16 protein-coding genes are annotated in these 18516 nt (G+C 73.4%); 5 read left to right on the forward strand and 11 right to left on the reverse strand.

The genetic code is table 11. From position 1 onward, the window contains the following. The first annotated feature begins 22 nt into the window (after window positions 1–22). Window positions 23–1918, forward strand: coding sequence for an acyl-CoA dehydrogenase (locus RIN80_RS09695; protein ID WP_309095125.1), 1896 nt, complete (start codon window positions 23–25; stop codon window positions 1916–1918). 24 nt (window positions 1919–1942) lie between these two features. On the opposite strand, the gene RIN80_RS09700 is transcribed toward RIN80_RS09695, so the two are convergent. From RIN80_RS09700 to RIN80_RS09710, 3 genes are all read right to left on the reverse strand, one after another. Continuing rightward, complete coding sequence (locus RIN80_RS09700; RefSeq protein WP_309095126.1) at window positions 1943–2365, reverse strand: hypothetical protein; 423 nt, start codon at window positions 2363–2365, stop codon at window positions 1943–1945. Window positions 2366–2430: 65 nt separating this feature from the next. Next, window positions 2431–3138, reverse strand: coding sequence for a TIGR03943 family putative permease subunit (locus tag RIN80_RS09705; protein ID WP_309095127.1), 708 nt, complete (start codon window positions 3136–3138; stop codon window positions 2431–2433). Next, the gene (locus RIN80_RS09710) at window positions 3135–4232 is read right to left on the reverse strand and encodes a permease (protein ID WP_375141657.1); all 1098 of its coding nucleotides are present in this window, start codon (window positions 4230–4232) and stop codon (window positions 3135–3137) included. Before RIN80_RS09710 ends, RIN80_RS09705 begins: the two co-directional genes overlap by 4 nt. Window positions 4233–4383: 151 nt before the next feature. Between RIN80_RS09710 and RIN80_RS09715 the strand changes: the two genes are divergently transcribed. Next, the gene (locus RIN80_RS09715; protein WP_309095139.1) at window positions 4384–6258 is read left to right on the forward strand and encodes an NAD-binding protein; all 1875 of its coding nucleotides are present in this window, start codon (window positions 4384–4386) and stop codon (window positions 6256–6258) included. Window positions 6259–6370: 112 nt separating this feature from the next. Here the strand turns inward: RIN80_RS09715 and RIN80_RS09720 are convergent, their stop codons facing one another. Next, window positions 6371–8239 (reverse strand): prolyl oligopeptidase family serine peptidase, encoded by a 1869-nt coding sequence (locus tag RIN80_RS09720; RefSeq protein ID WP_309095129.1) that lies wholly within the window; start codon window positions 8237–8239, stop codon window positions 6371–6373. Window positions 8240–8376: 137 nt separating this feature from the next. Between RIN80_RS09720 and RIN80_RS09725 the strand changes: the two genes are divergently transcribed. Next, window positions 8377–9171, forward strand: a complete 795-nt coding sequence (locus RIN80_RS09725; protein ID WP_309095130.1) for an SURF1 family protein — start codon at window positions 8377–8379, stop codon at window positions 9169–9171. A gap of 168 nt (window positions 9172–9339) precedes the next feature. Here the strand turns inward: RIN80_RS09725 and RIN80_RS09730 are convergent, their stop codons facing one another. The 4 genes from RIN80_RS09730 to RIN80_RS09745 all read right to left on the reverse strand — a co-directional run bounded on the left by RIN80_RS09730 (window position 9340) and on the right by RIN80_RS09745 (window position 13947). Beyond that, window positions 9340–10374, reverse strand: coding sequence for a hypothetical protein (locus RIN80_RS09730; protein WP_309095131.1), 1035 nt, complete (start codon window positions 10372–10374; stop codon window positions 9340–9342). 116 nt (window positions 10375–10490) lie between these two features. Next, window positions 10491–11066, reverse strand: a complete 576-nt coding sequence (locus RIN80_RS09735) for a SigE family RNA polymerase sigma factor (protein WP_010032008.1) — start codon at window positions 11064–11066, stop codon at window positions 10491–10493. 518 nt (window positions 11067–11584) lie between these two features. Continuing rightward, the gene (locus tag RIN80_RS09740; RefSeq protein WP_309095132.1) at window positions 11585–12670 is read right to left on the reverse strand and encodes an aspartate-semialdehyde dehydrogenase; all 1086 of its coding nucleotides are present in this window, start codon (window positions 12668–12670) and stop codon (window positions 11585–11587) included. Next, entirely contained in the window at window positions 12670–13947 is a 1278-nt protein-coding gene (locus tag RIN80_RS09745) for an aspartate kinase (RefSeq protein ID WP_309095133.1), read from the reverse strand. The genes RIN80_RS09740 and RIN80_RS09745 overlap by 1 nt, the downstream gene beginning before the upstream one ends. Before the next feature lie 447 nt (window positions 13948–14394). Between RIN80_RS09745 and RIN80_RS09750 the strand changes: the two genes are divergently transcribed. Continuing rightward, window positions 14395–15231: a PhzF family phenazine biosynthesis isomerase gene (locus tag RIN80_RS09750; protein WP_309095134.1), complete on the forward strand. Its 837-nt coding sequence runs from the start codon at window positions 14395–14397 to the stop codon at window positions 15229–15231. Between the two features lie 4 nt (window positions 15232–15235). Here RIN80_RS09750 and RIN80_RS09755 read toward each other — a convergent pair whose 3' ends face one another. The 3 genes from RIN80_RS09755 to RIN80_RS09765 form a co-directional block, all read right to left on the reverse strand. Next, window positions 15236–15895 (reverse strand): DUF5063 domain-containing protein, encoded by a 660-nt coding sequence (locus RIN80_RS09755; protein WP_309095135.1) that lies wholly within the window; start codon window positions 15893–15895, stop codon window positions 15236–15238. Further along, entirely contained in the window at window positions 15888–16487 is a 600-nt protein-coding gene (recR, locus tag RIN80_RS09760) for a recombination mediator RecR (RefSeq protein WP_102911791.1), read from the reverse strand. The genes RIN80_RS09755 and recR overlap by 8 nt, the downstream gene beginning before the upstream one ends. 94 nt (window positions 16488–16581) lie before the next feature. Then, window positions 16582–16923 (reverse strand): YbaB/EbfC family nucleoid-associated protein, encoded by a 342-nt coding sequence (locus tag RIN80_RS09765; RefSeq protein ID WP_309095136.1) that lies wholly within the window; start codon window positions 16921–16923, stop codon window positions 16582–16584. A gap of 335 nt (window positions 16924–17258) precedes the next feature. Between RIN80_RS09765 and RIN80_RS09770 the strand changes: the two genes are divergently transcribed. Continuing rightward, a complete protein-coding gene (locus tag RIN80_RS09770) occupies window positions 17259–18014 on the forward strand; it encodes an SLATT domain-containing protein (protein ID WP_309095137.1) in 756 nt (251 codons plus the stop codon). Window positions 18015–18516: the final 502 nt, after the last annotated feature.

Consider the following 18516-nt stretch of genomic DNA (forward strand, 5'->3'; position numbering starts at 1 on the left):
GCCCGACGTGACGGAGGAATTCATGGGGAACACACCGGCCACGCCCCGGCACGGCGACGACGGCATCCTCGTCACCGACCTTCCCGGCCTTCTCTTCGACGGAGAGTACGAGGAGACTCATCACGACATCCGAGCGGTCCTCTTCGACCCGGCGTTCGACCCCCACGAGGGCCTGACCCCGCAGGAGTCGGGGAAGCTGACGTACGAACGCTCCAGAGTGCTGCACGCCGCGCTGGAGCGACCGCTGAACATGCTGCGCCGGCCGCGGCGGCTGTTCGCCCTGGCGGAGTGGTCGTCGCTGCTGGACCCCGCGATCTTCTCCGTGCTCCTCGTCCACCACAACCTCTGCCTCGGCACGGTCCTCGACCTCGGTGCGGGCCGGGACGACATCAAGGACCACGTCGAGGAACTGGACCGGCTCGATTCGTTCGGCCCCTACATGGCCACGGAGTTCGGGTACGGCAACAACGTGGCCGCGCTGCGCACCGAGGCGGTCTACGACGCGGAAGCAGAGGCGTTCCTGCTCAACACCCCGGACGCCGGTGCGCAGAAGTTCATGTCCTTCGGCGGCTTCCCGGACGTTCCGAAGCTCGCGGTGGTGCTGGCCCGGCTCAAGGCAGACGGGAGGAACCACGGGGTCCACCCCTTCATCGTCCGGATCAGTGACGGGGGGAAGCTCTGCGAGGGCGTGCGCGTCACGCCCTGCCCCGAACAGCCGGTCCAGGGCGTCGACCACGCGCTGACCTGGTTCGACCAGGTCACCGTCCCGCGACGCAACCTCCTGCACGGCGAGTCGGGAGGGTTCTCCTCCGACGGCGCGTTCCAGCCCGGCGGAGGGAACCTGCGCCGGCGGTTCCTGCGCACGATGAGCCGCATCCAGCCGGGCCGCCTCTGCGTGGCCAGCGCCGCGGTGGGCGCGGGAAAGGCCAGCGTCTACACGGCTCTGCGCTACGCGGAGAGAAGGCTGACCAACGGCCCCGGCCGGGGCGAAGTGCCCGTGCTGGAGCACCGGAGCCATCAGCGGGACCTGTTCCCCGCCCTGGCCAGGGTGTACGCCATGAATCTGCTCCTGAACCACGCCAAGCGGGAGTTCCTGGCCCACTCCGGCGACACCCCGTCGGACGACCTGAACCACCTGATCTCGATCACGAAGGCCCTCGCCACGTGGGAGATGAGCGACGTCGCCGGGATCTGCCGTGAACGCTGCGGAGCCCAGGGCATGTTCCGGGTCAACCGGATCGCCGACTACGGCTCGCTGCTGCACGGCCTGGTCACCGCCGAGGGCGACAACCAGGTGCTGCTGGCGACGACGGCCGGCCAGCTGATCGCCCGAGCCGACCCAAACCGGTCTCCGGTTCCGCCGGCCGGACCCGTGGACCGGGTCGATGACGCCGGGGCGGCCGATGGCGACGGCCCGGACGCCCAGGTGGAGTTGCTGCGCTTCCGGGAGCAGTACCTGTGCCGGGCGGCGCGGGCATCGATGGCGGAGTCGGAAGGCACGTACTTCGACGCCTGGAACGGCGTCGTGAACACCGCCCTCGACATGGCACGGACGCGTGGAGTGCGCATCGCGCTCGAGCAGTTCCGCGCTGCGCTGCCCTCGCTCGCCGACGCGCAGGACCGGACGGCCCTGCGTGTGCTGGCGTCGCTGTACGGACTGGTCGAGATCCAGCGCGACGCGGGCTGGTACCTGGCCAAGGGCCTGCTGAGCGCGGAGCAGGTCGAGGGGATGCCCGCGGCGGTGGACCGTTGCTGCGCGCTGCTTCGTCCGCACGCGGGGCGCCTGATCGACGCGTTCCGGCTCTCCCCGGAACTGCTGCGCGCCCCGATCGCCTTCGAGGACTACGCCGCCGCCTTCCAGCGCCACGTCGGCACACCCGGCCCCGACGCGAACCCGACGCGCACCCCCGGGCAGTGACCACGGCTTCGTTCACCGGGTCCGTCAGGCGGAGCCGACGGGCAGCAGCACCCCGGCCAGCGTTCCCGCGAGGGTCAGGGTCAGGAAGGCGGCGCCCCAGGTCATCGCCAGGCGTACGCGGCGGTACTTGAGCGATATCGCGCGCTGCAGGAACTCCAGGCGGGTCTCGGCGGCGCAGCCGGGGCGCGGCCGGGACGCCAGGCCGAGCAGGACCAGTGCCGGGGCGCAGGCCGCGCAGCCGGACCAGACCAGCAGCTGGGGAACCACCGCGTACTGGCCGGGCGCGATGGCGCCCACGGTGATCGCGCCGAGCAGGGCCGTCAGGGCCGCGCCCAGCGTCGCCAGGGTCAGTCCCGCTCTGCTGTCGGCCTTCGCCAGTCGCTCCCGGGCCCGGAGCAGGGGCTCGGGGCCGAGTTCCGCCGTGCGCTCGTCTTCGAGTGTGGTCATTCCTCCCCCTCACTGATCGACGGCTTTCCCGGGTACCCGGGAGGGGCATTTCCACTACGCCCGCGTCAGCTGTTCCACGTCTCGTCGTAGGGGTCGCGGGGTGGCGGGACCGGGCGGGAGGAGACGACCTCGACGTACGGGACGGGGCCCTTGTTGACCGGGTCCTCGGTGCGGCGGGGGGTGTAGCGGCCGGTGATCTCCAGCCAGGTGTCGGGGCGCAGCACCGGGGGGACGGCGCCGGTCAGGGCGATCTTGACCGGCTGGGCGTCCGCCGCGCAGCAGTTGAGGCCCATGCGGACCAGGTAGGGGGTGCCCGTCCGGTCCAGGGTGACGAAGCCGGTGATCCTCAGGTCGCGGCCCTTCAGAAAGCGGCCCTTGTCGTAGACCGCGCGGCTCGCGTAGTCGGCGACGGCGAGGCGGAGGGGGCCGTCGCCGGCGGGGAGCGCCGGGAAGCCGAAGGGTTTCGTCAGGGCCGTGCCGGTGTGGGACGCGCTGTAGGAGCCGAGGGCCGGCGGGGCGACCAGGATCAGGGCGAGGACCGGGAGGGTGAGGAGCCAGGAGACGCGTGGCTCGCGGTGGTGGTGTGCCCGGGCGGGGGCGCGGCGGTCGTAGTGGAGGGTCGCGGCCGCCGTCGCGATCAGGACCACGCCCGCCAGCAGCACCAGGGGGCGCAGCCCCTCCTTGACGTAGCGCAGGTACAGGTCGGTGGTGCCGGCGTGCAGGAGGGTGGCGCCGAGCAGGAACAGCAGGGCCGACTGGGCGAGGCGGTTCACAGCAGGACCGTTCCGGTCAGGGCCGACACCAGGACGGCCAGGGCGAGGGTCGCGGGGGCGAAGCGCAGGGCGAAGGCGCGGCCGAAGGTGCCCGCCTGCATCGCGAAGAGCTTGAGGTCGACCATCGGGCCGACGACCAGGAACGTCAGACGGGCCGTCAGGGAGAACTGGGTGAGGGACGCCGCGACGAACGCGTCCGCCTCCGAGCAGATCGACAGGAGCACGGCCAGGGCGGCGAGGGCCAGGACCGACAGGACGGGGTGGCCTGCGGCCAGGGCCAGCCAGTCGGCCGGCACGACCGCCTTGAGGGTCGCCGCCGCCATCGCGCCGATGACGAGGAAGCCGCCCGCGTGCGTGACGTCGTGGCGGACCGAGCCCCAGAAGGCCGCGCCCGCGCCCTGACCGCCGTACGGGGCCCGGGCCGGGAGCCGCAGCCAGTCCGTGCGGCCGAGGCGGTGCCAGAGCCAGCCCATCGCGCAGGCCACCAGCAGGCTCGCGACGAGACGGGCCAGGACCATCTCGGGGTTGCCGGGGAACGCCACGGCCGTCGCCGTCAGGACGACGGGGTTGATGGCGGGCGCCGAGAGGAGGAACGCCAGGGCCGCGGCCGGGGTGACGCCCCGGCGGACCAGCGCCCCGGCCACCGGGACCGAGGCGCATTCGCAGCCCGGCAGGACCGCGCCCGCCGCGCCCGCGACCGGAACCGCCAGGGCCGGGCGCTTCGGCAGGGCCCGCGCGAAGAACGACGGCGGCACGAACACCGCGATCGCCGCCGAGAGCAGCACGCCGAGCACCAGGAAGGGCAGGGCCTGGACCAGCACCGCGACGAACACGGTCATCCAGCTCTGCATCACCGGTGCGGACAGGGCGCCGCGGATCGGGTCCTGGAACATCACCGCCGTGAGCAGCAGGAGGGTCAGCAGGAGCGGCGAGTCGAGGTGCCTGGCCTCGTTCCCGTTCCCGTCCCCGTCGCGGGAGGGCTCTGCGCCCGCTCCCGTGTCCGTGTCGCTGTCCGCGGTCGTGTCCCCGGGGTCGGTCGGGGCGGTCTTCGTGGTGGCCACGGGCCCGGTACCTCCGGTGGTGCGCGAGGGCATGTCCCTCCCCTCCCCTTGTGTACGGGCGGGGCGGTCCCGCCGTTCACACCGCCCGGCCCCCTTCTTCTGGAACCAGCCCTCCCGGTGCGGCAGTCTTCTCCCCGTGGGGAGCGTTCCGAACCAGGGTCAGCCAGGTGTTCCGGCCACGCACATGATCGTGTGCGGTGACGACGGACTCGCGCACCGACTGGCCGCCGAACTGCGCGGGGTCTACGGCGAACAGGTCACGCTCGTCGTGCCGTCCTCGGGACGCCGGGTGCGGCAGCCGGTGGTCGGGCGGGCCCGGGCCGCGTCGGCCGCGCTGCTCGACCGGTTCGTGAGCGCGGCCGCCGGCCGCACGGGCACGGGCGGCGCCGAACCCGCGCCGGGCGAACAGGTCGTGGAGGCCGCCGAGATCACCGAGGCCGTGCTCGGCGAGGCGGGCGTCGACCGGGCGGCCGCGCTGGCGCTCGTGTACGACGACGACGAGACCAACATCCGCGCCGCGCTCACCGCCCGCCGGCTCAACCCCCGCCTGCGTCTCGTACTGCGCCTCTACAACCGCAGGTTGGGCCAGCACATCGAGGAACTGCTGGACCAGGCGGCCGCCGTGGCCTCCGGAACGGGGCCGGGGCAGGCCGGACTCGACGCGTCGACGACCGTGCTGTCCGACGCGGACACGGCCGCGCCCGCGCTGGCCGCCACCGCCCTCGTCGGCACCAGCAAGGTCGTCCAGACGGAAGGCCTGGTGCTGCGGGCGGTGGAGCGGCAGCCGCCGCGGCCGGGCGAGGTGGCCGACCCGGGGCTGTGCACGCTGGCGCTGCTGTCCGCGACGAGCAACGACCCGGCCGGGGCGGACGGTTCCGAGGGCAGCGGGGAGCAGGGGCCGCGGCTGCTGCCGGACGAGGCGGCGGTGGCGTCGGCGACCGGCCGCGGGACGGTGGTGCTGGAGCAGGTGTCGTACTCCGGGCCGTCCCTGCCGTCGGGGCGGGGTGGTGTGCCGCCGCTCGCCTCGCTGTTCTCACGCAGGCTGCGCTGGTCGCTGGCCGGACTGGTGGGGTGTGTGCTCGCGCTCGCCGTCGCGCTGATGGTCGTGGCCGGGCAGCATCCGCTGTACGCGACGTATGTGACGCTGCTCGATCTGTTCGGCATCAACGATCCCGCGTACCACGCTTCGACGGGGCGCCAGATCCTCCAACTGCTGTCCGGACTGGTCGGGTTGCTGCTGCTGCCGGTGCTGCTGGCCGCGGTGCTGGAGGCGCTGGGGACGTTCCGCAGCGCGTCCGCGCTGCGCAAGCCGCCGCGGGGACTCGGCGGGCATGTGGTGCTGCTGGGTCTCGGGAAGATCGGGACGCGGGTGCTGACGCGGTTGCGGGAACTGCACATTCCCGTGGTGTGCGTGGAGTCCGACCCGGAGGCGCGGGGGCTCGCCACGGCGCGGCGGCTGCGGGTGCCGGTGGTGCTCGGGGACGTCACGCAGGAGGGGGTCCTGGAGGCGGCGAAGATCCACCGGGCGTCCGCACTGCTGGCGCTCACCAGCGCGGACACCACGAACCTGGAGGCGTCGCTGTACGCCCGGTCCGTGCGGCCCGATCTGCGGGTGGTGCTGCGGCTGTACGACGACGACTTCGCGACCGCCGTGTACCGCACGCTCCGGGCCGCGCATCCGTCGGCCCTCACCCGGAGCCGGAGCGTGTCGCACCTGGCCGCGCCCGCGTTCGCCGGGGCGATGATGGGGCGGCAGATCCTCGGGGCGATCCCGGTGGAGCGGCGGGTGCTGCTGTTCGCGGAGATCGAGGTGGGCGGGCATCCGCAGCTGGAGGGGCGGACGGTGGGCGAGGCGTTCCGCGCCGGGGCGTGGCGGGTGCTGGCGCTCAACACGGCGCCCTCGACGCCGGGTGGGGAACGGGCGGCGGCCTCGGGTCTGGTGTGGGATCTGCCTCCTACGTATGTGCTCGGGGCCGGGGACCGGGTGGTGCTGGCGGCGACACGGCGGGGGCTGGCGGAGTTGCTGGGGCGGAGGCGGCGGGAGCGGACGGGGGCGTGAACGCCGAGCGGTGACCTGTCATGGCCCGGCGTCACGAGGTGCCCGGCTTGCCGTGGGGCTGGGCGTCGGCGCAACCCGGCGCTGCGGGGTACCGCCCCCGGCCCGACCCGAGCTACCGGGCGCCCGGAACCCCCTTCAGGTGCCGCTCCGCGAACTCCAGCTCCAGCCGCACCTGCTTGATCCGCTCGTCCACGACCAGCGACCCGTGCCCGGCGTCGTACCGGTACACCTCGTGGACCGCGCCCCGCGCCTCCAGGCGCTTGACGTAGTTCTCGATCTGGCGGATCGGGCAGCGGGGATCGTTGACACCGGCCGAGATGTAGACGGGCGCCTTGACCTGGTCGACGTAGGTGATCGGGGACGACGCCTCGAAGCGGTCGGGCACCTCCTCCGGTGTGCCGCCGAGGAGCGTGCGGTCCATCGCCTTCAGCGCCTCCATCTCGTCGTGGTACGCCGTGACGTAGTCCGCGACGGGCACCGCCGCGATGCCGACGGCCCACGCGCCGGGCTGGACGCCCAGGCCGAGGAGGGTGAGGTAGCCGCCCCAGGAACCGCCGGTCAGGACGAGCCGCTCGGGGTCGGCCAGGCCCGAGGTGACGGCCCACTCGCGGACCGCGGCGATGTCCTCCAGCTCGATGAGGCCCACGCGGTGCTTCAGGGCGTCCGTCCAGGCGCGGCCGTAGCCCGTGGAGCCGCGGTAGTTGACACGGATCACCGCATAGCCGTGATCGACCCAGGCCGCCGGGCCCGCCGCGAAGGAGTCGCTGTCGTGCCAGGTCGGGCCGCCGTGGATGTCGAAGACCGTGGGAAGCGGGCCGGTGGCGCCCCTCGGCTTCTGGACGAGGGCGTGGATGCGGCCGCCCGGCCCCTCCACCCACACGTCCTCCACCGGCACCGAGCCGGGCGACTTCAGGCCGGGCGGGTCGAGGACGACACCGCCCGCCGTGGAGCGCACCGCCGACGGCTCGGCCGCCGAGGACCACAGGTACTCCACGCTGCCGTCGGGCCGGGCCGTGGCGCCGGAGACCGTGCCGGGCGGGGTCGGGATCTCCGTCAGGGCGCGGCTCGCCAGGTCGTAGCGGAACAGCTCGCTGCGGGCCTCGAAGCCGTGCACGATGAGCAGAGCGCTGCCGTCCGGGTACCACTCGGCACTGACGTCGCCGGGCAGCTCCAGCGCCAGGTCCGTCTGCTCGCCGGTGGCCACGTCCCAGACGAGGGGCTCCCAGCGGCCGCGGCGCTGGTGGCCGATGAGCAGGCGCGTGTCACCGTCGACGGGAGCGAAGCCGAGGACCTCCAGGCCCAGCTCGCGGGTACCGCCCTCGGTGTCGTCGAGATCGGCCACCGCCGTGCCGTCGGGGCGCAGCACGCGCAGGGCCGAGTGCATCGCGTCGCCGTGCTCGGTGTGCTCGACGGCGATGAGCGAACCGTCGTGGGAGAGGTCGCCGACGCCGGCCGACTCGCGGTGGCGGTAGATCTCCACCGGGGCCTCGCCGGTGCGGACCAGGTGGATCGTCGTGCCGTCCTCGTCCGTGGAGCGGCCGACGACCGCCGTGCGGCCGTCGCGGCCCAGGGCGAGGCCCGCCGGGTAGGAGGCCTGAAGGCCCTCGGCGGCCGGCTCGTCGGGGCCGCCCTCGAAGGGCTGGCGGCGCCACACGCCGTACTCGTCGCCGTCCTTGTCGTCGAACCACCAGATCCACGCGCCGTCCGGCGACAGCACACCGTCCGTCGTGCCGTTGGGCCGGTCCGTCACCTGGCGCTGCTCGCCCGTCGACCGGTCCCACGCGTACAGCTCGTACGTCCCCGTCGCGTTCGACACGAACAGGGAGCGGTCCGGCGCGTCCTGCGCCCAGTCGGGCAGGGACACCCGGGGCGCCCGGAAGCGCTTCTCCCAGTCGGGCATCCGCTCCTGCTGTCCCGCCTGTACCACGTGTTCGTGCTGGTCCCGTTCATCCCGTGCGCCGGGCCCGTTGCTCTCAGTCATGGCCCCATACTGCCCGCCCGGGCCGGTATCCCGCTGGCCAGGTCCCCAGCCTGTGGACAACCTCCACCGCTCCCCCCCCCCCGGCCGTTGCCCACCCCGCGGGCCGGAGCGGGCCGGCAGCCCCGTACCGTGGGGGTGTGTACCGGTTTCTGCTGACGCCCCGATGGTGGGGGATCAACATCTTCGTACTGCTGTCGATCCCCTTCTGCATCTTCATGGGGTCCTGGCAGCTGGGCCGGTTCGAGGACCGCGTGCAGGACCACCGCACCGCGGCCGAACAGGTCTCCGAGGCCGCGCGCGAGGCGCCGCGGCCGCTGGCGGAGATGCTGCCGGTGACCAAGGCGACGTCCGGCAGGCTGGTCACCGCGAGCGGGCGCTACGGCAAGCAGTTGCTGGTGCCGGGGCGGGAGCTCGACGGCAGGCAGGGCTTCTACGTGCTCACGCTGCTGCGCACCGACTCGGGTGAGGCGCTGCCGGTGGTGCGCGGATGGCTGCCCGGGACCGCCGAAGCGGCGAAGGCACCGGCCGCGCCGCGGGGTGAGGTCACGGTGACCGGGGCGCTGCAGGCGTCGGAGACACCCGGGGACAACGGGGTCAGCGCGCAGGGTGGTCTGCCGGCCGGGCAGACCGGGGCGATCAGCGCGGCGTCGCTGGTGAACCTGGTGCCGTACGACGTGTACGACGCGTGGGTCACGCTGACGGAGGGCGACTCGGGGATGAAGGCCGTGCCGGCCGCGGCGCCGCCGGACACGGGTCTTGATCTGAAGGCGTTCCAGAACCTCGGTTACACCGCCGAGTGGTTCGCCTTCGTGGGGTTCGTGATCTTCATGTGGTTCCGGCTGCTGCGGCGCGAGGTGGAGTTCGCGCGGGACGCGGCGCTGGGGCTGGTGCCGGACGAGGAGCCGGCCACCGCGGACGCCGGAGCGAAGTGAACCGGCCGCGCCGCCGGGCCTCTTGATCACGAGCGTTGCCAACAGGGCCGGGTGGGCCCCCGGCCCGGCCTCAGCGGGGCGCCTCCCCCGGGCTCTCGCCTTCGCTCCCGGCGGGAATCCCCGGGCCCACCCGTGCCGCCGCGGCGGCACGAGTGCGACTGCCCGCGGCTACGCCAGCATCCCCGTCCAGTACACCGTCCCCGCGCACGCGTTCGGGACCACGACCGAGGTCGCGCCGGAGCCCGTGCCGGGCGTGTAGGTGACGGCGACGCTGCCGTCGACCGTGCCGTCCTCCCTGGCCAGTTGCGGGGCCGTGCCCGTCTCGCCGCCCGTGGACGTGCCGGCCGTGGTCGCCGGGTCCTCCGTGGGGGTCGGGTCGGGGGTGGGGTCGGGGCCGCCGACGCTGCCGCCGTCCGACGGGCAGGTCTCCGAGGGCACCCAGGCGAACTTCACGTCGTAGCCGAGGCCCGGCTGGAGCACCAGCTCGGCGGCCTCGAGGGACGGGTCGGGCAGCAGGCCGGCCGCCGCGTCCCCGGCCATGTGCCGGGCCGAGCCGACCTTGCTGATGTCGGCCGCACCCTGCGGCAGCGCGCTCACCGAGCCGAGGGCGGTGACCGTACAGGCCGCGCCGGAGACGTTGGTGACGCGGAAGGAGCCGGAGACGGCGCCGGTGGAGTCGGGGGCGTTGCTGCTCCCGGACGCCGGGCCGAGCTGGGCCGCGGTGCAGGCGGGGATGCCGACGGCGGTGGTGGAGGAGGGGCCGGTGCCCTGGGACGAGCCGGTGCCCGTGCCGGAGCCGTCCTTGCCCTTCTCCTTCTCCTTCTTGTCGTCCTTCTCCTTGCCCTCGGTCTTGCCCGAGGAGCCGCCCGCGGTGCTCTCCCCGCCGTCGGGGCCCTTGCCCTGGCTCGCGCCGCCCTGGGTCTCGGAGGCGTGGCCGATGGCGGAGGGGTTGGCGTCGGGGCCGGTGGCGTTGGAGACGTGGACGAGGGCGGGGATGGCGGTGCCGATGAAGAGCGCGGCGGCGGCCGCGCCCACGACAGCCTGCCGCTTGCGGGTGCGTCGCTGGGGCACCGCCTTGCGCAGGTACTCCAGCGTGCCGTCGCGCGGCTCCACCTCCTGCACCGCCTGGTGCAGCATCGTGCGCAGGTCCAGCTCGTCCGAGTCGAGCCCCTGGGGGCCCTGGTCGTCGGGGCCGTGGTTCACAGTTCCGTTCCCAGCGTGCGATTGCTTCGGATCTTGCCCGTGCAGCCTTGTCGGCTCGTGCCACTCGAAGGGCTCGTGCCGGTCGCGCCCGTCACGGCGCGCGCCGTCCGGTTCGTTCATGCCGGCGCCTCCATGGCCAGCCTGAGCGCCGCGATCCCGCGCGAGCCGTACGCCTTGACCGAGCCCAGGGATATGCCGAGCGTCTCGGCGACCTGCGCCTCGGTCATGTCCGCGAAGTAGCGCAGCACCAGCACCTCGCGCTGGCGGCGCTGCAGGCCCTTCATCGCCTTGATGAGCGAGTCGCGCTCCAGCTGGTCGTAGGCGCCTTCCTCGGCGCTGGCCATGTCGGGCATGGGCTTCGACAGCAGCTTCAGGCCGAGGATGCGGCGCCGCAGCGCCGAGCGCGAGAGGTTGACGACCGTCTGGCGCAGGTACGCCAGGGTCTTCTCGGGGTCGCGGACCCGCTTGCGGGCGGAGTGGACACGGATGAAGGCCTCCTGGACGACGTCCTCGCAGGAGGCGGTGTCGTCGAGGAGGAGCGCGGCGAGACCGAGCAGCGAGCGGTAGTGCGCCCGGTAGGTCTCGGTGAGGTGGTCGACGGTCGTACCGGCCGCGACACCGTCCTCGGCGCCGTCACGCTGGTTCGGGATGCGGGCCGGCCGCGCTGCGGGCACGGGCGCGATCACCGGCATGCCACCGGGCGTACCGGGCATGCGGGGTCGGAGAGCCGCCGGACGGGGCGGTCGAAGGACCGTGCCGCGTGCCGCGCTGAAGTCGAGTACCTCTGCCACGCCTGTTGGACACGCTGACCCCCGTGAGGGTTGTACGTGCCGGGCATCTCTTTCACGCCGACCGTCGCCGTCGACGGTCTACCCGCGTCAGGCAGCACAACCGATGGTGCGTCAAATGCCCTCATGCGTCCCGCTCTTCCCCTATGTCCAGATGTGAACGGACGTCCCCACGTCCGGTTCCAGGCGTCCCCACGCCTGATGAAGCGCTCCCACGGCCGAAGAGGCGACCGCAAAGACGCTCCCCGCCCTCCGCGCGGTTGCGGAGGGCGGGGAGGTAAATCCTCTGCTGCCGACGGGCCCGGGACAAGTGGTCCGGATCATCGACCAGCTCACATGTCGTCCACAGATCCTACAAACCGCCTCTGACATCGGCCCGGGGTTTTGCCGCGGCCGGAGTCCCCGCGCGCCGGCCCCGTCCGTCAGGACGGTTCGGCCGCCACCAGCTCGGCGATCTGCGCGGTGTTGAGCGCGGAGCCCTTGCGCAGGTTGTCCCCGCACACGAAGAGTTCGAGCGCCGTGGGGTCGTCCAGCGCCCGGCGCACCCGCCCGACCCAGGTGGGGTCGGTACCGACGACGTCGGCGGGGGTCGGGAACTCCCCGGCCGCCGGGTTGTCGAACAGCACCACCCCGGGCGCCGTGGCGAGGATCTCGCGGGCCTTGTCGACGGTGACCTCGCCCTCGAAGCGGGCGTGCACGGTCAGGGAGTGCGTGGTGACCACCGGGACGCGCACACAGGTGACGGCCACCGGCAGCTCGGGCAGCCCGAGGATCTTGCGGGTCTCGCCGCGCACCTTCAGCTCCTCCGAGGACCAGCCGTCGTCCCGGGGCTCACCGGCCCACGGCACGACGTTCAGCGCGACCGGCTCCGGGAACGGCCCGGTGCGGTCGCCGACGGCCCGCCGTACGTCACCGGGGCTGGTGCCCAGCTCGGTGCCGGCGACCAGGGACAGCTGCTGCCGCAGGGTCGCCACGCCGGCGCGCCCGGCGCCGCTGACGGCCTGGTACGAGGAGGCGACCAGCTCGCGCAGCCCGAACTCGGCGTGCAGCGCGCCCAGGGCCACGATCATGGAGAGCGTCGTGCAGCTGGGGTTGGCGACGATGCCGCGCGGGCGCATGCGTACGGCGTGCGGGTTGACCTCGGGCACGACGAGGGGCACCTCCGGGTCCATCCGGAACGTGCCCGAGTTGTCGACCACCACCGCGCCCTTGGCGGCGGCCAGGGGCACCCACCGCCCGGCGACCTCGTCGGGGACGTCGAACAGGGCGACGTCGACGCCGTCGAAGACCTCCTCGGTGAGCGCCAGGACCTCGGTCTGCTCCCCGCGCACGGTCAGCTTGCGGCCGGCCGAGCGCGGGGAGGCGACGAGTCGGATCTCGCCCCAGATGTCCGCCCGCTGGGACAGGATCTGGAGCAGGACCGTGCCGACGGCTCCGGTCGCTCCCACCACGGCGAGCGTGGGCCGGCCCGGCCGGCCGGTCCGGCCGCCCCGTCGAAGGTCGGCCATCAGCGGCCGGTGCCCCCGTAGACGACGGCCTCGTCGCTGTCGGAGTCGAGCCCGAACGCCGAGTGCACGGCGCGGACGGCCTCGGGGACGTCGTCGGCGCGGGTGACGACCGAGATGCGGATCTCGGAGGTCGAGATCAGCTCGATGTTGACGCCCGCGTCGGACAGGGCCGTGAAGAAGTCGGCCGTGACGCCCGGGTTGGTCTTCATGCCGGCGCCGACGAGGGAGATCTTGCCGATCTGGTCGTCGTAGCGCAGGGAGTCGAAGCCGATGCCGGCCTTGTTCTTCTCCAGCGCGTCGATGGCCTTGCGGCCCTCGGTCTTCGGCAGCGTGAAGGAGATGTCCGTCAGGCCCGTGGAGGCGGCGGACACGTTCTGCACGACCATGTCGATGTTGATCTCGGCGTCGGCGATCGTGCGGAAGATCGAGGCCGCCTCGCCCGGCTTGTCCGGCACGCCGACGACCGTGACCTTGGCCTCGGAGGTGTCGTGCGCGACACCGGAGATGAGAGCCTGCTCCACCTGCTTGTCCCCTTGCTCGATCGGCTCGCTGCTGACCCACGTGCCCTGCAGTCCGGAGAAGCTGGACCGGACGTGGATCGGGATGTTGTAGCGGCGGGCGTACTCCACGCAGCGGTGGAGCAGCACCTTGGACCCGGACGCCGCCAGTTCGAGCATGTCCTCGAAGGAGATCCAGTCGATCTTCCGGGCCTTCTTCACCACGCGCGGGTCGGCGGTGAACACGCCGTCGACGTCGGTGTAGATCTCGCACACGTCGGCGTCGAGGGCGGCCGCGAGGGCCACCGCCGTGGTGTCGGAGCCGCCGCGGCCGAGGGTGGTGATGTCCTTGGTGTCCTGGCTGACGCCCTGGAAACCGGCGACGATCGCGATGTTGCCCTCGTCCACCGAGGTCTTGATGCGCCCCGGCGTGACGTCGATGATCCGGGCTTTGTTGTGGACCGAGTCGGTGATGACACCCGCCTGGCTGCCGGTGAACGACTGGGCCTCGTGACCCAGGTTCTTGATCGCCATGGCCAGCAGGGCCATGGAGATCCGCTCTCCGGCGGTCAGCAGCATGTCGAGCTCGCGCCCGGCAGGCATCGGGGAAACCTGCTCGGCGAGATCGATCAGCTCGTCCGTCGTGTCGCCCATCGCGGAAACCACGGCAACCACCTGGTTGCCGTTCTGCTTCGCTTCCACGATCCGCTTGGCGACGCGCTTGATGCCCTCGGCATCGGCTACGGAGGAGCCTCCGTACTTCTGCACGACAAGGCCCACGTGCGCTCCTCGCTCAATCCGTCTCTATCCGCTCATACGCATTCGTACCGCGGTCGGCTCAGTCTAACGAGCGTCCGAAAATCCCCTCCGCGATATCGCATGGTGAGATCCGCCGCCCGTCCAGAGGGGCTCCTGCCCATCTGGCCACGGGCCACGCGAGAAAGTGCCCGGCGTCACAGGCGACCCGCCACCCCGCCCGGTGACCGAGCGGGGCTCCCGGCGGCGGGGGCGCGGGTGACGGGGCCGCCGGGCCGTCGCCCGCCGGGACCGTGCCGATGGTGCCGCCCGCGGCGACCGACCGCGGGCCGCCCGCGGTGACCGACGTACCGCCGGACGCGCCCCTCGGCCCTCCGTACGGCACCAGCGCCGGGCCGACCGGCGCGGCGGCGGACGGGGCGCGGGAAAACCCGGGCGCGGGGACACCGTGCGCGCGCTACGTTCGGCGCCATGGAGATACTGCGCTACGTGGCGTTCAGCACGGATCCCGGGGGCGGCAATCCCGCGGGGGTGGTGCTCGACGCGAGCGGTGCCGACGAGGCGGCGATGCTGGCGGCGGCCGCCGAAGTGGGCTACTCGGAAACGGCGTTCGTCACCCCGGCCTGCGACGGCTCCCTGGCCGTCAGGTACTTCAGCCCGCTGGCCGAAGTGCCCTTCTGCGGCCACGCCACGGTCGCGACGGCCGTGGCCCACGCGCAGCGGCACGGCACCGGGCGCCTGCTGCTGCGCACGGCGGCGGGCCTGGTCCCCGTCACGACCGAGCGGGCGGCGGACGGCACGCTCGTGGCGACCCTGGTGAGCGTCGCGCCGCGCACGGCGCCGATCGGCGAGGCGGACCTGGCCGAACTCCTGGCCATCCTGGGCTGGTCGGCGGCCGACCTGGACCCGGACCTGCCGCCGCGCGTGGCCTACGGCGGGGCCTGGCACCCGGTCATCGCCGCCGCGAGCCGGGAGCGGCTGGCCGACCTGGAGTACGACATGCCCGCGCTGGCCGCCCTCATGGCCCGCGCCGGCTGGACCACGATCGACCTGGTCCGGCGGGAATCACCCACGGTCTTCCACGCCCGCAACCCGTTCCCGCCCGGCGGCGTCGTCGAGGATCCGGCGACGGGCGCGGCGGCGGCCGCGTTCGGCGGCTACCTCAGGGAACTCGGACTCGTCACGCCCCCGGTCACGCTGACGATCCATCAGGGCGTCGACATGGGACGGCCGAGCGTGATCACGGTGTCGGTGCCGGAGGGCACGGACACCGGAATCGCCGTCACCGGCACGGCCGTTCCGCTCTGACCGGTCACTTGGCCGGGCGCAGCCCCAGCGGGCCCGCGATCTCCTCCGCCATGACCCGGCCCGCCTCGATCTCCAGCGTGTCGTCGCCCATGCCCTGGTCCGTGTCCAGCCCGTCGAGTTCGGCGAGGGGCTGGTCGAGGCGGACGTGGGCGAGGACCGACTGCAGGGCCCGCAGCGTGGCCGAGGCGGTGGAGCCCCAGTTGGAGAAGTACGAGAACTGCCACCACCACAGCGCCTCGGTGGTGCGCCCGGCGCGGTAGTGGGCCATGCCGTGGCGCAGGTCCGTGATGACGTCCGTGAGGTCGTCGGAGATCCGGGCCGGCACGGGGGCCTTGCGGGGCTCGTACGGGTCGAAGACCTCGGAGTAGACGTCGACGGGGTCCAGCAGGCGGGCCAGGTTCTCGCGCAGCTCGTCGACGTCCGCGTCCGGGCCCGTGTCGGGCTCGTAGCGCTCGTCGGGCACGATGTCCTCGTGCGCGCCGAGCCGGCCTCCGGCCAGGAGGAGCTGGGAGACCTCCAGGAGGAGGAAGGGCACGGCCGATTCCGGCTCGTCGCCCTTGGCGACCTCCGTGACGGCGACCAGGAAGCTCTCGATCTGGTCCGCGATCTGGACCGCGAAGTCGTCCGGGTTCTGGCCGGTCGCGTGCAGCGTGGCGTCAGACATCTAGGAGTCGTCTCCCCTCGAAGGCGCGGCCGAGCGTGACCTCGTCCGCGTATTCCAGGTCGCCGCCCACCGGGAGGCCGCTGGCCAGGCGGGTGACCTTCAGGCCCATCGGTTTGATCATGCGGGCGAGGTACGTCGCCGTCGCCTCGCCCTCCAGGTTCGGGTCCGTGGCGAGGATGAGCTCGGTGACGGTGCCGTCGGCGAGACGGGCCAGGAGCTCCCTGATGCGCAGGTCGTCCGGGCCCACCCCGTCGATCGGGCTGATCGCGCCGCCCAGGACGTGGTACCGGCCCCGGAACTCGCGCGTGCGCTCGATCGCCACGACGTCCTTGGGCTCCTCGACCACGCAGATGACGGCCGGGTCGCGGCGGGTGTCGCGGCAGATGTTGCACAGCTCCTCCTGCGCGATGTTGCCGCAGGTCGCACAGAAGCGGACCTTCGCCTTGACCTCCATCAGTGCCTGCGCGAGACGCCGTACGTCCGTCGGCTCCGCCTGGAGGATGTGGAAGGCGATCCGCTGGGCGCTCTTGGGACCGACGCCGGGCAGCCGCCCCAGCTCGTCGATCAGGTCCTGGACCACGCCTTCGTACAACGGACTGCCCTTCTGGGATCTTCGAGGCCGGTACGCGACCTCCCGTACGTACCGTAGTTGTCAGCCGCCTGTCCGAGGAAGGCGGTACGCGGGGTCAGAACGGCAGGCCGGGGATGCCGCCGCCGCCCAGGCCCTGCGCGAGCGGGCCCAGCTTCTGCTGCTGGAGCGCCTGCGCGTTCTCGTTGGCCGCCTGCACGGCCGCCACGACGAGGTCGGCGAGGGTCTCGGTGTCCTCCGGGTCCACCGCCTTCGGGTCGATCTTCAGGGCCCGCAGTTCGCCGGCGCCGGTGACGGTGGCCTTCACCAGGCCGCCGCCCGCCTGCCCGTCGACCTCCGTCTGCGCCAGTTCCTCCTGCGCCCGCGCCAGGTCCTGCTGCATCTTCTGGGCCTGCTGAAGCAGCTGCTGCATGTTGGGCTGGCCACCACCGGGGATCACGATCAGCTCCTTGCTCGGTACGGGTTTTCCCGTTCGGCACGAGCCTACGTGGTCGCGCCTGCCGTCGCCCCGGCACTCTTTCGAGTGAGTCCCCCTCGCGCCCCATAACCGATCAAGGAATACTTCCGGGCGGAAAAGCGGCGAAAGCCACGCCTTCGCCACCCATAGGGGGGTAGGAAGGGTCCGGCGCGATCCGGACGCGGACCTCACGTGTCATGCGTGTCGGGTGTGTCACGTGGGTCGGTCGTCGTGTCGGTGGGTCGCGTCGGTGGGTCGCGCAGCGTGATCGGTGAGCGCACCGTGCGTGGTCGTTCGTGGTCAGTAGGGAGTGCCGGGTGGGTCAGCCGGAGATGCAGCCCGAGGGGCCGCCTCAGGACGGGCGTGGCGAGCAGGCGGCCCGGCCGCGGCCGGGCGATCTGACCGGGCGGCCCCTTCCGCTCGGGGACTGGGGCGAGCCGGCGGCCCGGCTGGACGAGCTGTACCGGTGGGTGGAGCGCGGGGCGCTGTGCACGGCGGCCTGGTACCTGGCGGACCGGGTGTGGAAGCGGCGGTGCGCGCGGAGCCTGCGCTGCGGGGCCGCGGTGGGGGCGGTGACCGGGGTCGCCCTGCCGCTGCTGGACCTGACCGGGGTGGTGGGCGGGATCGCGCCCTGGGGGTGTCTGGCGCTGCTGCTGGGCGTGGCGTGTGTGGCCGTCGACCGGTACTTCGGGCTGACGTCCGGGTGGATGCGGGACGTGGCGACCGCGCAGGCCGTGCAGCGGCGGTTGCAGGCGCTGCAGTTCGACTGGGCGGCCGAGAGCGTGCGCGAGGTGCTGGGGCCGACGGAGGGCACGGCCGGGGAGGCGGCCGAGCGGTGCCTGGGGGTGCTGCGGAGGTTCTCCGAGGACGTCACCGAGCTGGTGCGCGTGGAGACGGCCGACTGGATGGGGGAGTTCCGGGGCGGGGGCACGCCGGTGGGCGTGCAGGCGGTGGTGTTCCCGGGCGGGGGCCGGTCGGCGGAGGCGGGAGGCCTGAACGGGAGGTTCCCCGTGCCGCCGCACGGCGGGCCCCGGCCGAACATGCCCCGCCAGCGCCCGCCGGAACCACGGTGAGGACCCGGGCGGCCGGAGCGGTGCGGGCGGCCGGAGCGGCCCAGGCGGCTGGGGCGGCTCGGACGGCCAGAGCGGCGCAGGCGGCCGGAGCGGCTCGGAAGGTCAGAGCGGCGCAGGCGGCAGGAGCAGCCCAGGCGGCAGGAGCGGCGCGGACGGCCCAAGCGGCCAGGACCACCCGGACGACCGGGGCAACCAAGGCGGCCGGAACAGCCCGGGCGGCCCGGACGGCCGGAGCGGCGCGGGCGGCCGGAGCGGCCGGGGCGGCTCGGACGGCCAGAGCGGCGCGGGCGGCCGGAGCGGCCGGGGCGGCAGGAGCGGCGCAGGCGGCCGGGGCCGCTCGGAAGGTCAGAGCGGCGCAGGCGGCAGGAGCAGCCCAGGCGGCAGGAGCGGCGCGGACGGCCAGAACCACCCGGACGACCGGGGCAGCACAGGCGGCCGGAACAGCTCGGACGCCCGCGGCGGCGCAGGCGGCCGGGGCGGCCCGGACGGCCCAAGCGGCCAG

The sequence above is a fragment of the Streptomyces sp. genome (assembly GCF_031181705.1).
Classification (GTDB): Bacteria; Actinomycetota; Actinomycetes; order Streptomycetales; family Streptomycetaceae; genus Streptomyces.

Coding starts and splice junctions, on each gene's coding strand:
- RIN80_RS09695 (WP_309095125.1), top strand. CDS start 23: ATGGGGAACACACCGGCCACGCCCCGGCACGGCGACGACGGCATCCTC.
- RIN80_RS09700 (WP_309095126.1), bottom strand. CDS start 2,365: ATGACCACACTCGAAGACGAGCGCACGGCGGAACTCGGCCCCGAGCCC.
- RIN80_RS09710 (WP_375141657.1), bottom strand. CDS start 4,232: ATGCCCTCGCGCACCACCGGAGGTACCGGGCCCGTGGCCACCACGAAG.
- RIN80_RS09715 (WP_309095139.1), top strand. CDS start 4,384: ATGATCGTGTGCGGTGACGACGGACTCGCGCACCGACTGGCCGCCGAA.
- RIN80_RS09720 (WP_309095129.1), bottom strand. CDS start 8,239: ATGACTGAGAGCAACGGGCCCGGCGCACGGGATGAACGGGACCAGCAC.
- RIN80_RS09735 (WP_010032008.1), bottom strand. CDS start 11,066: ATGCCGGTGATCGCGCCCGTGCCCGCAGCGCGGCCGGCCCGCATCCCG.
- RIN80_RS09740 (WP_309095132.1), bottom strand. CDS start 12,670: ATGGCCGACCTTCGACGGGGCGGCCGGACCGGCCGGCCGGGCCGGCCC.
- RIN80_RS09750 (WP_309095134.1), top strand. CDS start 14,395: ATGGAGATACTGCGCTACGTGGCGTTCAGCACGGATCCCGGGGGCGGC.
- RIN80_RS09755 (WP_309095135.1), bottom strand. CDS start 15,895: ATGTCTGACGCCACGCTGCACGCGACCGGCCAGAACCCGGACGACTTC.